Raw genomic sequence first — 13,557 nt, 5'->3', positions numbered from 1 at the left:
CACGACGCGTTTGTGTCACGAACCTATTTTTCAACTACCCCGCGGCGATCAATTCATCGCGTACGCTGCGTGCTTTCTCGCGAAGGGCCGCTACATTCGGCCCGACTTTGAGAATGTCTCGACTGCTGGTGCCCAGCACCTGCGAGTAGCTCGAGGCGAATGACTTGGCGATATCTTTCGCGGTCGCACCCTGAGCCCCGAGGCCCGGAGTGAGCAGCGGAGCTTTGCTGGCGCTCAGGTCGATGCCCAGTTTTTGTGGTGCGTCCCCGATGGTGGCGCCAACTACCAAACCGACGTGACCCAAATCTACTGCAGCAGCATTTTCCCGGGTGACTTGGTCGATAATTGATTTAGCAACCGAGTTTTCACCACCAACGTGCTGCACCGAGGGGCCTTCTGGGTTGGAGGTCAGCCCGAGGACAAACACTCCCCGCCGGTGGCGGCAGCCAGATCGAGCGCCGGACGCAGGGACTCGTAACCCAAGTATGGGCTCAGAGTTACCGCATCGGAAGCCAGCGGAGATTCATCATCGAGCCAAGCGGTCGCATAGGCGGCCATGGTCGAACCAATATCCCCACGTTTCGCATCGGCCAAGGTGAGCAGCCCGGCAGCCTTGGCCGCAGCCAAAGTTTCCTCGAGGGCAGCAAAACCGGCCGAACCGAAACGCTCGTAAAGGGCAACCTGCGGCTTGAGGATCGCGGCGGCACCGGCCATGGCTTCCACCACGGTCAGTGAGAAAGATCGCACACCTTCGGCCGTATTTTCCAGCCCCCAGGCTTCCAGCAACGCCGGATGCGGGTCGATTCCCACACACAGCGGGCCGTAAGCCTGCATGGCAGAACGCAGGCGGTCACCAAATAGGATCGGGCTAGGCATTGCGCGCCGCATTCAGGTGAGCCTCGTGCTCCTGCAAGCTGGTGACATCCCACGCGTATTCGCGCAGGGCGTCAATCGCCTGAACCGAGGCGCCAAATTCGGCCACCGTGGTGATCACCGGGGTGCCCACTGAGGTAGCTGCAGCGCGGATCTCGTAACCGTCGCCACGGGCGTCGGAACCCGAAGGGGTGTTCAGGATGAGTCCGATTTCGCCAGCGTTGATCAGATCGACGATCGAGTCGCCACCTTCATGCAACTTGCCCACAACCTTGGTTGGGATGCCGTTGCGACGCAGAACCTCGGCGGTGCCACCGGTGGAGATGATCTCAAATCCGTTGTCCGACAGGTGCTTGACCGGAAGGACGATCGAACGCTTGTCGCGGTTGGTCACCGAAACGAAGACCTTGCCGGAGGTTGGCAGTGGGTTGTTCGCGGCGGCCTGGCTCTTGGCGAAGGCCGTGTCGAAGTACTTATCGATGCCCATCACTTCACCGGTGGAGCGCATCTCTGGGCCGAGCAAGGAGTCAACTACCTTGCCCTCTGGGGTGCGGAAGCGAGCGAATGGCATAACCGCTTCCTTGACCGCGATCGGCGCCGAATCTGGCAGGTGTGCGCCGTCGCCCACCGCTGGCAAGTAGTTGCCACGCAGTTCGGCCAGGGTCTTACCCACGCCGATCAACGCTGCAATCTTGGCCAGCTGCACGCCGGTAGCCTTCGAGGTGAACGGCACGGTGCGCGAGGCACGTGGGTTCGCTTCGATCACGTACAAGATGTCCGATGCGAGCGCAAACTGGATGTTGATCAGTCCGCGCACACCAACACCCTGGGCGATAGCCAAGGTGGCGGCCTTCACGCGGTCGCGCACATCTGGGCCGAGGGTGATCGGAGGCAAGGTGCAGGCCGAGTCGCCGGAGTGAATACCGGCTTCCTCGATGTGCTCCATAATGCCGCCGACGTACAGATCGGTTCCGTCGTAAAGTGCGTCAACGTCGATCTCGATGGCGTCTTCGAGGAAGCGGTCAACCAATACCGGGTGGTCGACGGTGATTTCGGTGGCGTTGGTGATGTAGCGCGAGAGGTTGGCCTCGTCGTACACAATCTCCATGCCGCGCCCGCCCAACACGTAGGAAGGGCGAACCAAGACCGGGTAACCGATGGAGTCGGCGATGGCCTTGGCATCGGAGAAGGATACTGCGGTGCCGTTCTTTGGTGCGATCAGCCCGGCGTTATCCAGTACACGCTGGAAAGCGCCACGGTGTTCGGCCAAGTCAATAGCCTCAGGCGAGGTGCCAAGAATCGGAATTCCGGCAGCCTTCAGCTCAGCAGCAAGCTTCAGTGGGGTCTGGCCGCCCAGCTGTACAAACACGCCCAATACACCGCCGGTCTGCTCTTCGGCGTGAATTACTTCCAGCACGTCCTCTAGGGTCAATGGCTCGAAGTAGAGGCGATCGGAAATGTCGTAGTCGGTGGACACGGTTTCCGGGTTGCAGTTGACCATCACGGTCTCGTAGCCTTCGGCGCGCAAGGCCATCACCGCGTGCACGCAGGAGTAGTCAAACTCGATGCCCTGGCCGATGCGGTTTGGACCCGAGCCGAGGATGATGACCGACTTCTTCTCGTGCGCCACCACCTCGGTCTCTTGATCGTAGGTGGAGTACATGTACGGGGTGAAGGCTTCAAACTCGGCCGCGCAGGTATCAACGGTCTTGAACACCGGGCGGACACCTAGTGCGTGGCGAATACCGCGAACCACGGCCTCGGACTTGCCGGTCAGCTGTGCCAGCTGAGCATCGGAGAAGCCGTGGTGCTTGGCTTCGCGCAAAATGTCTTCAGGCAGGTGCTTATTGGCGGCAACCAGCTGTGCGGTCTCGTTGATCAGCGCCAGCTGATCCAGGTACCAAGGGTCGATCGACGTCACTTCGTACAGGCGCTCGATCGAAAGACCCGAGTAGAGCAGGCGCTGGACCAGCGACAGGCGCTCGGTGGAGCCCTTGACGATGGAGGCCAGTACGGCTTCGTGCTCGGATTCGTCAATGGTCTCGAAGCTCAGCTCCGAGCCCTTCTGCTCTAGTGAGCGCAGGGCCTTTTGCAGTGCCTCGGTGAAGTTACGGCCCAGGGCCATCGCTTCGCCGACCGACTTCATGGTGGTCGTCAGGGTCTTATCCGCTGCCGGGAACTTCTCGAAGGCAAAGCGTGGGACCTTGACCACAACGTAGTCCAGAGCCGGTTCGAAGGAGGCCGGGGTCTTCTGGGTGATGTCGTTCGGGATCTCATCCAAGGTGTAACCCACGGCCAGCTTGGTGGCGATCTTGGCGATCGCAAAGCCGGTGGCCTTGGAAGCTAGTGCGCTGGAGCGTGAAACGCGGGGGTTCATCTCGATAACCACTACGCGGCCGGTGTCCGGTTCAATAGCAAACTGGATGTTACAGCCACCGGTGTCCACGCCAACTTCGCGGATGACGGCGATCGAAATGTCGCGCAGGTTCTGGTATTCGCGGTCGGTCAGGGTCATCGCTGGGGCGACGGTGATCGAGTCGCCGGTGTGTACACCGACCGGATCGAAGTTTTCGATGGAGCAGACGACTACAACGTTGTCGTTCTTGTCGCGCATCATCTCCAGTTCGTATTCCTTCCAACCCAGGATGGACTCCTCCAGGAGCACCTCGGTGGTTGGCGAATACTGCAGGCCGGCACCGCAGATGCGGCGCAGGTCTTCTGGGTTGTAGGCCATGCCCGAACCCAAGCCACCCATGGTGAACGATGGGCGGACAACAACTGGGTAGTTCAGTTCCTCGACGGCAGCAAAAGCCTCGTCCAGGGTGTGTACGATGACCGACTTGGCCGATTCGGCGCCGCAACGCTCCACCACGCCCTTAAACTTCTCGCGGTCTTCACCGAGCTCGATGGCTTCGATGTTCGCGCCGATCAGCTCCACGTTGTACTTTTCCAGGGCGCCGGACTTATCCAGTGCGATGGCGGTGTTCAGTGCGGTCTGGCCGCCCAGGGTTGGCAGGATCGCATCCGGGCGTTCCTTGGCGATGATCTTTTCGACGACCTCTGGGGTGATCGGCTCAACGTAGGTGGCGTCGGCGAATTCCGGGTCGGTCATGATGGTGGCCGGGTTGGAGTTCACCAGAACAACTCGCAGCCCCTCTTCCTTGAGCACACGAAGTGCCTGGGTGCCGGAGTAGTCGAATTCAGCGGCCTGTCCGATAACGATCGGGCCCGAACCGATGACGAGAACTGATTTCAGATCGGTGCGCTTAGGCATTACTTGCTGTCCTTTTCTGCGGCGGAATCCAACGCGGTGATGAAGCGGTCAAAGAGGTAGGCGGCATCGTGGGGGCCAGATGCGGCTTCTGGGTGGTACTGCACTGAGAAGGCTGGAATGTCCAAGCAGTTCAGGCCTTCCACCACGTGGTCGTTCAGGGAGTAGTGCGAAACTTCGACCTTGCCAAAACGCTCAACCGGGGCCAGCTGTGAGCCCTCGATCGGCGCGTCAACGGCGAAGCCGTGGTTCTGGCTGGTGATTTCTACCCGACCGGTGGACTTGTCCATGACCGGCTGGTTGATGCCTCGGTGGCCGAAGCGCAACTTGTAGGTATCAAAGCCGAGCGCGCGGCCCAGCATCTGGTTGCCGAAGCAGATTCCGAAGTATGGCAGTCCGGCGTCGAGCACCGAACGAACTAGCTCCACCTGCTTGGTGGCGGTGGCTGGGTCACCAGGTCCGTTGGAGAAGAACACGCCGTTGGCGCCGGTGGCCTTGATATCTTCCAGGGTGGCATCGTGCGGCAAGACGTGCACACGCAAACCACGCTCGGCCAGGCGGTGCGGGGTCATCGACTTCATGCCCAGGTCGATCGCGGCCACGGTGTGCTTGATGGCACCGGTGTAGCCGTGATCGGCTGGCTCAACGATGTAGGCCTGCGCGACGGAGACCTCAGCGGAGATGTTTCGGCCGGCCATCGGTGGCTGTGCCTTGACGATCTCGATAAGCTCGGCGTCGGACTTGGCCGCAGCATCGCCGGAGAACACGCCGGACTTCAGCGCGCCAACTTCACGCAAGTGGCGAGTCAGTGCACGGGTATCCACACCGCGGATGCCCACGATGCCATATTCTTTTAGGTCATCGTCCAAGGTGCGCTCGCTTCGCCAGTTGCTTGGTCGACGAGCAGCATCGCGCACTACATAACCGGCAGCCCACATGCGGGTGGACTCCGGATCCTGCGAGTTCACGCCGGTGTTACCCACGTGTGGGAAGGTCTGCACGATGATCTGGTGTGCGTAGGAAGGGTCAGTCAGGGTTTCCTGGTAGCCGGTCATGCCGGTGGTGAACACTGCTTCACCCAGGGTTGTGCCCACGGCGCCATAGCTGCGCCCGCGGAAGATGCGGCCATCTTCGAGTACCAACACGGCTGGTAGGTTGCTCAGAGAATTCACTTATTTGTCTCCTGCTCGGCTTACGTCGGTGTGCGACGCCAGCAACTGATAAATCTTTGGGGTGTCCTCGGCATAGCGGGGACGGAATCCGGTGTCGAAGGTGAATCCTTCGCGATTCCAGGTGATCACGATCAGCCCGTTCTTCTCGACAAATTTGCCGATCATCCCGCTGGACCGCTTAACGTTTTCGAAGTGCTCCCACCCGATGTGCAGATCGCGGCTGCCGGATCGGATCAGGTGAATGCCGTGGCTTCCCAATTCCAAGGTGGCATTGGTTCGCACGCCCAGATCATGCACGGCAATGCGGTCCAGCCAGTCATCAAACTTGGTGGTGGCCACATACATTCCGGTGAAGCTGTGTTCGAGCGTATCGGCAAACTCAGCGTAGGGCTCCGGGATGTCCGATTGGCGGGCTTTGAGGTTCCGCCAGCCCAGCAAAATCATGGTGATGCCGGCTGCGATGATCAGCACCGTAATGATGATCGGGCCTAGTGCTCCCTCAGGCATGGACCGGCCTCGGGCTAGCGAGCTTGGAGTCGAGCACCGTGGCGTGACCGTGCAGGAAGGTGGCGCGTACCGAACCCGGTAGCTGCATTCCGGCAAACGGTGAGTTCCGGCCCTTGGTGGCCATAACGCTCGGGTCAACCGTCCAGGTAGCAGCCGGATCAACCAGAGTCAGGTTGGCTGGCTCCCCTACCGCGATTGGTCGGCCCTGATCGGCAACACGGCCGATCTGCGCAGGCACGGTGGAGGTAATCCGGGCCACATCGGCCCAGGAGAGCAACCCGGTATCCACCAGCGTGTGCTGGACGATGGACAGCGCGGTCTCCAGACCGGTCATGCCCATGGCCGCAGCTCCCCATTCACAATCCTTGGATTCGGAAGGGTGCGGGGCGTGGTCGGTGCCGATCACGTCGATGGTGCCATCGGCGAGGCCCGCACGGAGTGCCTGCACGTCGGCTTCGCGGCGCAATGGCGGGTTGACCTTGTACACCGGATCGTAGGTGCGAACCTTTTCGTCGGTCAGCAACAGGTGGTGCGGGGTGGCTTCGGCGGTGACGTTAATTCCGCGAGCCTTGGCCCAGCGGATAATTTCTACCGAGCCGGCGGTGGAGACGTGGCAGATGTGCAGGCGCGCACCCACATGCTCGGCAAGTAGTACGTCGCGTGCGATGATCGACTCTTCGGCGACCGCTGGCCAGCCTGGCATGCCCAAGATGGAGGAAACTTCGCCCTCGTTCATCTGGGCACCCTCGGTCAGACGTGGTTCCTGGGCGTGCTGGGCGATCACTCCGTCGAAGGCCTTCACATATTCCAGTGCACGGCGCATCAACAGTGGGTCCCAGACGCAGATCCCGTCGTCGGAGAACATCTTCACGGCAGCGCGCGAATCGGCCATGGCGCCGATTTCGCTCAGCTGCTTGCCGGCAAGGCCTACGGTGACCGCACCTACCGGACGGACATCCACCCAGCCGGCCTGACGGCCCAGTTCGTACACTTGCTCAACCACGCCGGCGTTGTCCGCCACCGGGGTGGAGTTGGCCATTGCGTGCACGGCGGTGTAACCACCAAGGGCAGCAGCTTGAGAACCGGTTTCCACGGTTTCAGCGTCTTCGCGGCCTGGTTCGCGCAGGTGGGTGTGGGTGTCAACCAGACCTGGCAGGAGCACCAGGTTCTTCGCGTTGATGACCTGTACGTTCTCGGTGGCTTCGATGCTGCCGATCTGCGCGATCTTCCCGTCAACGATGAGCACATCTTGCACGGTGTCACCGAGTACGGCGGCCTGTTGGATCAAATAGTTCATGGGGTCTTCTTTCAGATCAGGTCGCCGGAGAGGAGCATATAGAGGCTGGCCATGCGCACGGCCACACCATTGGTGACTTGGTCGAGCACCGTGGAGCGCGGTGAATCGGCGGCAGCCGAGGAGATTTCCAGGCCACGGTTCATCGGGCCCGGGTGCATGATCAACGTTTCGGCGCCCGAAGCGTCAAGGGTGGCCAGGCGGGCATCGTCCAGTCCCCAGTAGCGTGAATATTCGCGTGGGTTCGGGAAGTAGGCAGCGTTCATGCGCTCACCTTGGACGCGCAGCATCATCAGTGCATCGATCCCGGACGCGATCACTGCGTCGAGGCCGTAGCTGATGGTGCACGGCCAAGCGTGGGCGCCCACTGGAAGCAGGGTTGGCGGGGCCACCATGGTGACCTCAGCGCCGAGGGTGTTCAGCAGCCACAGGTTGGATCGAGCCACGCGGGAATGCAGAATATCCCCGACGATCGCGACCTTCAGACCATCAAGGCCTTTGCCCAGCGGGTTAACACCTTCGCGTAGTGCCACCTGGCGGCGCAGGGTGAATGCGTCCAGCAGCGCCTGGGTGGGGTGTTCGTGGGTTCCGTCGCCAGCGTTGACGATCGGCAGGCCGATCCAGTCGGTGGCAGCAAGTCTGGCCGGGGCACCGGAATCTGGGTGGCGGATGACTACTGCGTCGGCACCGATAGCCAGCAGGGTTTGGGCGGTATCCTTCAGTGATTCGCCCTTGGAAACGCTCGAACCCTTCGCAGAGAAGTTGATGACGTCAGCGCTCAATCGCTTGGCGGCAGCTTCAAAGGAGATGCGGGTTCGGGTGGAGTCCTCAAAGAAGAGGTTGACCACGGTGCGTCCGCGTAGCGCGGGAAGTTTTTTGATGGCTCGGGTGCCGGATTCGCGCATTTCTTCGGCGATATCCAAGATTGAGATGGCTTCTTCGCGGGTTAGATCCGCGGTGGATAGCAGGTGTTTCATGCGGCGCCCTCGATAATCACTTCGTTCTTGCCATCAATTTCTGCAAGGTGCACACGCACCTTTTCGCTCTTGGCCGTGGGCAGATTCTTGCCTACATGGTCAGCGCGGATGGGTAGTTCACGGTGGCCTCGATCAACGAGGACTGCAAGGCGCACGATGCGCGGCCGTCCCCAGTCGGAGAGGGCATCCAGCGCTGCACGAATGGTGCGCCCTGAATAGAGTACGTCGTCGACCAGGACCACAACTTTTCCGTCGATCCCACCGGTCGGAAGGCGGGTTGGGGCCGGGGTGCGTGTGGTGGAGTGGCGCAGATCGTCACGGTACATGGTGATGTCGAGCTGACCTACAAGAGTTGCTGGGTCCAAATGTTCAGGCGCGGAAGCTGCGATGCGTTGCGCTAAGCGCTGCGCCAGCGGGAAACCACGGCTGGGAATGCCCAGGAGCACAAGGTCATCTGTGCCCTTGTTGGCTTCGATAATTTCGAAAGCCACACGAGTGAGTACACGATCAATATCGTCGCCGGTCAGAACCGTGCGCGACACATCTGGCACTGAATTTTCATTCATGCTGTGCACCTCTCCCTTCTCCGCCTCACGGGACGGCATTTAAAGGAATATTGCTAATTCAAATTATCACGATCCGGGGCCGATTCCCTAGCGGAAAGCTATGCATGACACTGAATGGCCAGTGAAATGCATCACTCGATGTATAGCTCTGCGCCCACGCACCCTGAGAATTAGGCACCTTAGCCCCCGCAGCAGCTAAGTGAGGCTGCCAGTATTGGCCTTGGCACACCGTGATCGAGAGATTAATAGAAGCTCCATGCGGGTAATAAAGCAGCGGTGTGATGCTCCTCCATCGCAGCGTGAAATGGGCGCAAAAAGCCTGGGCCCGATCTCACAATGGAGATCGGGCCCAGGCTAGAAAACTGAGGAACGCGGTTAGTTGACCAAAGTATTAGTCAACCAAGGTGTCCTTGACGCTTTGGATTCGACCCAAAACGCCGTTGACGAATTCAGGTGACTCGTCGGTGGATAGCTCGCGAACGTTAACCAAGGCTTCTGCCACGGCTACGGCGTCGGGAACATCGTCGTTGTAGAGCAATTCCACACACCGATGCGCAGGGCGCAACGGTCAACGGCAGGCATACGCTCAATGGTCCAGTCCTTGACGTAGCTCTCTAGAACTTCGTCAATACGGTCCAGATGGGCCATGACGCCTTCGAGGATCGTCAGCGAGTACTCGTTGAGTACGATGTCCGAGTTTTCCCGGCGAGAGATAGCGACACTCATTGGATCAACGTCACGGGCTTCAGCTTCAAACAGGAATTCCAGGGCTCGGCGACGGGCTTTGGCGCGGGCTCTCACTAGTTGACACGACCCAGGTAATCGCCGGTGCGGGTATCAACCTTGACCTTGGTGTTCTGCTCTACGAACAGTGGAACCTGAATTTCCTTACCGGTTTCCAAGGTAGCTGGCTTAGTGCCAGCCGAGGAGCGGTCGCCCTGCAGGCCTGGCTCGGTGTAGGTGATTTCCAAAACAACCGAAGCCGGCAGTTCCAGGTACAGTGGGCTGCCGTCGTGCATGGCGATGGTCAGTTCCTGGTTTTCCAGCATGAAACCGGCGGTCTCGCCTACGGTCTCGCCTGGAACGGTGATCTGGTCGTAGTCTTCCAAGTTCATGAAGACGTAGTCATCGCCATCTTGGTAGAGGTACTGGTAGTCGCGACGGTCAACAGTTGCGGTCTCGATCTTGGTACCAGCGTTGTAAGTCTTGTCGACTACCTTGCCGGTCATCACGTTACGCATCTTGGTACGGACGAAAGCGCCACCCTTACCTGGCTTGACGTGCTGGAAGTCAATGATGGTCCAAAGCTGGCCCTCAATCTTCAGCACCACACCATTTTTGATGTCAGTTGTATCCGCCACGTTTCCTCAATCCTCTATTTACACCAGCATGCACTGGCATTATCAAAAAACCATCTATAACTTTACCCTACCGACCGCTTCTGCGTTAGGGTTTGACCCGGTGGCGCTCGTTACTGCCTGGCTTACTGCTCGACGCGCTCTTCGGCAATGTTCAAACAAATGCTCGATGCATTCACCAAGTAGGCGTCGTCGCCGAGCTCGAGGCGAAGGTCCATAGCCTTACGGAAACGAGTCGCCGCAGCCTTGTAGTCGCCCTTGGCGTAGAACGAAAGTCCCAAGTGGTGATGCATCAGTGGCTCGTAATCGGTGCCAGCAAATTCTTCGGCCAGCTTGCGCAGGCGGTTGATCGCACGATCAAAATCACCCTGCATGCGGGTTAGCTCGGTGTCCAATACACGAAGGTGTGCGTTGGTTGGGTCAATCAAGCGGGATTCGGCGATCAGCTCGCCGGCTTCAGCCAGGTGGCCTCGGGCCAGCAGGATCATGACCTGATCGGTCGGCGAACCAACCTGCATCTGGTGCTCGGCGGCCTGCTCGTCGGCGACATAGGGCTTGAGGGTTTCAGGATCGACCAAAACGCCTTCGACCGAAGTTCCGACGCCCTGACGGTTTACCGATGCGACGTCAATGGCGTATGCGGTGTAGTCACCCATTTTCATTCCCCGATTTCCTGGTAGGCCGCAAAGAGCAGCGAATTATCCGGTACTTCGTAAATCCGTGGCTTGCCAATGGCTTCAAGAACAACAAAGCGCAGCTGGTCGCCACGGGCCTTCTTATCGCGCTTCATTCCATCAAGCAGTGCTGCCCAACGGTCGTTGCGGTAGGTCGTTGGCAACCCCAGTGACTTCAAGATGTTCACGTGGCGATCGGCAACCTCATCGGAGGTGTGCCCCACCGAACGTCCCAGTTCAGCAGCGAAGCACAGACCGATGGATACGGCTGCGCCGTGACGCATCTGGTAGCGCTCGGCAAGTTCGATAGCGTGGGCCAAGGTGTGACCGTAGTTCAAGAACTCACGATCGCCAGCTTCCTTCAGATCCCGGCTGACCACGTCAACCTTGACCGCGATGGTGCGCTCGATCAGTTCACGAAGGCGTGCGCTGCCTGGCTCGATAGCCTCGGCTGGGTCTTCTTCGATCAATTCCAGAATGCGTTCATCTGCGATGAAGCCGGTTTTGACGATTTCGGCCATGCCCGTAACCAGTTCGTTCTTAGGCAACGTCGCCAAAGCATCAAGGTCAGCCAATACGGCGGCAGGTGGGTGGAAGGCGCCAACCAGGTTTTTGCCTTCTGCTGTATTGATTCCGGTCTTGCCGCCCACGGCTGCGTCAACCATCGCCAACAGCGAGGTAGGAATGTGGATGACCTTCACGCCGCGAAGCCAGGTGGCGGCAACAAAGCCAGCGAGGTCGGTCACCGCGCCACCGCCTACGGAGATCACTGCGTCGGTGCGGGTGAAATCGTTCTTGCCCAGCACCTCCCAGCAGAATGATGCAACCTGGATGTGCTTGCCCTCTTCGGCATCCGGGATTTCAGCGGTTAGTGCCTCAAGGCCAGCATTGGCCAATTCGTCACGAACTACGTCGCCGGTGGTGCGCAAGGCGCGGGGGTGAATAACCAAAACCTTTTAACCGAAGATCCAAGTAGCTCTGGCAAGTGAGACAAAAGTCCGTTGCCAACAAGTACTGGATACGATTCGGCGGGGGTGTTTCCCGAGACCTTAAGAGTGGTCGGTGCCAATGGCATCAGTCTATTCCTCCTGATGGTGATGATTTTTCTAGCGTACGCGTGCAAATGAGCAGAACTTGCATCTCGTGGTCCTAATCACAGTTGCTCAAGTTGCGGCAAAATCTCTTCGACAATTTGTAGAACGGACTTGCCGTCCACCACAACCTGCACGTCAGCTAGCATTTCGTAAATGGGGCGACGCTTTTCGTAGACCTGTGCCCAGACGGTGAGTGCTTCGTCACCTGCCAGCAATGGCCGGTTGGAGTCTTGGCGAATCCGTTCCGAAGCGGCCTCTTGGCCAAGCTCGAGATAAACCACGGTGCCTCGGGAAAGTAGCTGCTGGTTTTCTTCACGCAACACCGCGCCGCCGCCGGTAGCGACCACTCCGGTGAGTAATCGGGCCAGGGCCTGAACCTCTAAGTCGCGGAAGTGCTGCTCACCGTGTTCGGCAAAAATTTGCGGAATGGTCCCGTGATGGGACACCACCGCAGCATCGGAGTCGGCAAAACTAGTGGATAAGGCCGTGGCCAGCGACCTGCCCACGGTGGACTTGCCACTGGCCATCGGACCAATGAGGTAAATCATTACCGAATGCTTCCTAGACGCCGGTCGATCCCAGATTATCCGGGATGTTAGCTAGGTAGGAGTCGATATTGCGCTTGGTTTCGGTCACCGAGTCGCCGCCAAATTTCTCCAGCAGGCTCTGTGCAAGAACCAGCGCGACCATAGCTTCGGCAACAACACCGGCGGCTGGAACCGCGCAGACATCCGAACGCTGGTGGTGGGCGGTGGTCTCTTCGCCGGTGGCCGTATCGATGGTGCGCAACGCACGTGGAACGGTCGCAATTGGTTTCATACCAGCGCGTACACGCAGTACTTCACCGATGCTCATGCCACCTTCGATGCCGCCTGCGCGGTTGGAGTTGCGCTTGATGCTGCCATCTTCGGCGTAAACAATTTCGTCATGGGCAGCGCTGCCACGTCGGGCTGCGGTAGCAAAGCCGTCGCCCACTTCAACACCCTTGATGGCCTGGATGCCCATCAGGGCTGCGGCCAAACGGGAATCTAGTCGGCGATCCCAATGTACGTAGGAGCCGATACCCGGAGGCAGGTTGTAGGCCAAAACCTCAACCACACCACCCAGGGTCTCCCCTGCCTTGTGCGCGTCGTCAACTTCGGCAACCATAGCTTCGCTGGTCGCGGCGTCAAAGCAACGCAATGGATCGGCGTCCAGTGCGGCAACATCGGCGGCGGTAGGCAACGGAGCACCTTCTGGGGACGACACAGCACCAACAGCGGTGGTGTGCGAGACCAGTTCGATGCCAAGATCGTTCAAGAATCGTGAGGCGACCGCACCCAGGGCCACACGGGCCGCGGTTTCACGGGCGCTAGCACGTTCTAGAATCGGACGAGCGTCCTCAAAACCGTACTTCTGCATGCCAGTGAAGTCGGCGTGGCCTGGACGGGGGCGAGTCAGTGGCGCGTTGCGCGCCATGGATGCCAGCTCGTCCAGATCAACGGGGTCAGCGTTCATCACGCGTTCCCACTTAGGCCATTCGGTGTTCCCGATTTCGATGGCCACCGGGCCACCCTGGCTCTTACCGTGGCGGACTCCGCCAAGGAAAGTAACCTGGTCCTTTTCAAACTTCATACGCGCACCGCGGCCATAGCCTAGACGGCGACGCGCCAACGCTTCGCGTACTACTTCGCTATCTACCGATACTCCGGCAGGTAGTCCTTCGAGAATTCCAACAAGTGCCGGGCCATGCGATTCGCCCGCGGTCAACCAACGCAACATGTCCTCTATT

10 protein-coding genes and 3 pseudogenes are annotated in these 13,557 nt (G+C 59.5%); all 13 read right to left on the bottom strand.

All coding sequences use genetic code 11. From position 1 onward, the window contains the following. Positions 1-34 precede the first annotated feature (34 nt). Positions 35-876: pseudogene (pyrF, locus tag N6V40_RS11525) on the bottom strand (orotidine-5'-phosphate decarboxylase). Then, entirely contained in the window at positions 869-4,147 is a 3,279-nt protein-coding gene (carB, locus tag N6V40_RS11520; protein ID WP_131088254.1) for a carbamoyl-phosphate synthase large subunit, read from the bottom strand. Before carB ends, pyrF begins: the two are co-directional and overlap by 8 nt. Further along, positions 4,147-5,316 (bottom strand): glutamine-hydrolyzing carbamoyl-phosphate synthase small subunit, encoded by a 1,170-nt coding sequence (carA, locus tag N6V40_RS11515; RefSeq protein WP_131088255.1) that lies wholly within the window; start codon positions 5,314-5,316, stop codon positions 4,147-4,149. The genes carB and carA overlap by 1 nt, the downstream gene beginning before the upstream one ends. After that, positions 5,317-5,823, bottom strand: coding sequence for a PH-like domain-containing protein (locus N6V40_RS11510; protein WP_242632439.1), 507 nt, complete (start codon positions 5,821-5,823; stop codon positions 5,317-5,319). It lies immediately after the preceding gene. Next, positions 5,816-7,120, bottom strand: a complete 1,305-nt coding sequence (locus tag N6V40_RS11505; protein ID WP_262197756.1) for a dihydroorotase — start codon at positions 7,118-7,120, stop codon at positions 5,816-5,818. Before N6V40_RS11505 ends, N6V40_RS11510 begins: the two co-directional genes overlap by 8 nt. Before the next feature lie 11 nt (positions 7,121-7,131). Beyond that, positions 7,132-8,094 carry an aspartate carbamoyltransferase catalytic subunit gene (locus tag N6V40_RS11500; protein ID WP_131088257.1) on the bottom strand — a complete coding sequence of 321 codons (963 nt, stop codon included), beginning with the start codon at positions 8,092-8,094 and terminating at the stop codon, positions 7,132-7,134. Then, complete coding sequence (gene pyrR / locus N6V40_RS11495) at positions 8,091-8,660, bottom strand: bifunctional pyr operon transcriptional regulator/uracil phosphoribosyltransferase PyrR (protein WP_131088258.1); 570 nt, start codon at positions 8,658-8,660, stop codon at positions 8,091-8,093. Before pyrR ends, N6V40_RS11500 begins: the two co-directional genes overlap by 4 nt. Positions 8,661-9,051: 391 nt before the next feature. Further along, positions 9,052-9,461: pseudogene (gene nusB / locus N6V40_RS11490) on the bottom strand (transcription antitermination factor NusB). Then, positions 9,461-10,021: an elongation factor P gene (efp, locus tag N6V40_RS11485; protein WP_131088260.1), complete on the bottom strand. Its 561-nt coding sequence runs from the start codon at positions 10,019-10,021 to the stop codon at positions 9,461-9,463. The pseudogene nusB and the gene efp overlap by 1 nt, the downstream one beginning before the upstream one ends. Before the next feature lie 122 nt (positions 10,022-10,143). Beyond that, on the bottom strand, positions 10,144-10,674 hold the full coding sequence (locus N6V40_RS11480) for a tetratricopeptide repeat protein (protein ID WP_131088261.1): 531 nt from the start codon (positions 10,672-10,674) through the stop codon (positions 10,144-10,146). A 2-nt stretch (positions 10,675-10,676) separates the two neighbouring features. Then, a pseudogene (aroB, locus tag N6V40_RS11475) lies at positions 10,677-11,767 on the bottom strand (3-dehydroquinate synthase). A 78-nt stretch (positions 11,768-11,845) separates the two neighbouring features. After that, complete coding sequence (locus N6V40_RS11470; protein ID WP_262197754.1) at positions 11,846-12,334, bottom strand: shikimate kinase; 489 nt, start codon at positions 12,332-12,334, stop codon at positions 11,846-11,848. A gap of 13 nt (positions 12,335-12,347) precedes the next feature. Continuing rightward, positions 12,348-13,547, bottom strand: a complete 1,200-nt coding sequence (gene aroC, locus N6V40_RS11465) for a chorismate synthase (protein WP_131088264.1) — start codon at positions 13,545-13,547, stop codon at positions 12,348-12,350. Positions 13,548-13,557 lie beyond the last annotated feature (10 nt).

This window comes from Glutamicibacter sp. M10, from assembly GCF_025452055.1.
In the GTDB taxonomy this organism is placed as follows: domain Bacteria; phylum Actinomycetota; class Actinomycetes; order Actinomycetales; family Micrococcaceae; genus Glutamicibacter.
Note: the sequence above shows the minus strand (reverse complement) of the source record. Positions and strands in the feature narration are given on the sequence as shown.

Excerpts from the sequence above, each read along its gene's own strand:
- carB (WP_131088254.1), bottom strand. The coding sequence starts at position 4,147 with ATGCCTAAGCGCACCGATCTGAAATCAGTTCTCGTCATCGGTTCGGGC.
- N6V40_RS11480 (WP_131088261.1), bottom strand. The coding sequence starts at position 10,674 with ATGGGTGACTACACCGCATACGCCATTGACGTCGCATCGGTAAACCGT.
- pyrR (WP_131088258.1), bottom strand. The coding sequence starts at position 8,660 with ATGAATGAAAATTCAGTGCCAGATGTGTCGCGCACGGTTCTGACCGGC.
- N6V40_RS11510 (WP_242632439.1), bottom strand. The coding sequence starts at position 5,823 with ATGCCTGAGGGAGCACTAGGCCCGATCATCATTACGGTGCTGATCATC.
- N6V40_RS11500 (WP_131088257.1), bottom strand. The coding sequence starts at position 8,094 with ATGAAACACCTGCTATCCACCGCGGATCTAACCCGCGAAGAAGCCATC.
- N6V40_RS11505 (WP_262197756.1), bottom strand. The coding sequence starts at position 7,120 with ATGAACTATTTGATCCAACAGGCCGCCGTACTCGGTGACACCGTGCAA.
- N6V40_RS11470 (WP_262197754.1), bottom strand. The coding sequence starts at position 12,334 with ATGATTTACCTCATTGGTCCGATGGCCAGTGGCAAGTCCACCGTGGGC.
- aroC (WP_131088264.1), bottom strand. The coding sequence starts at position 13,547 with ATGTTGCGTTGGTTGACCGCGGGCGAATCGCATGGCCCGGCACTTGTT.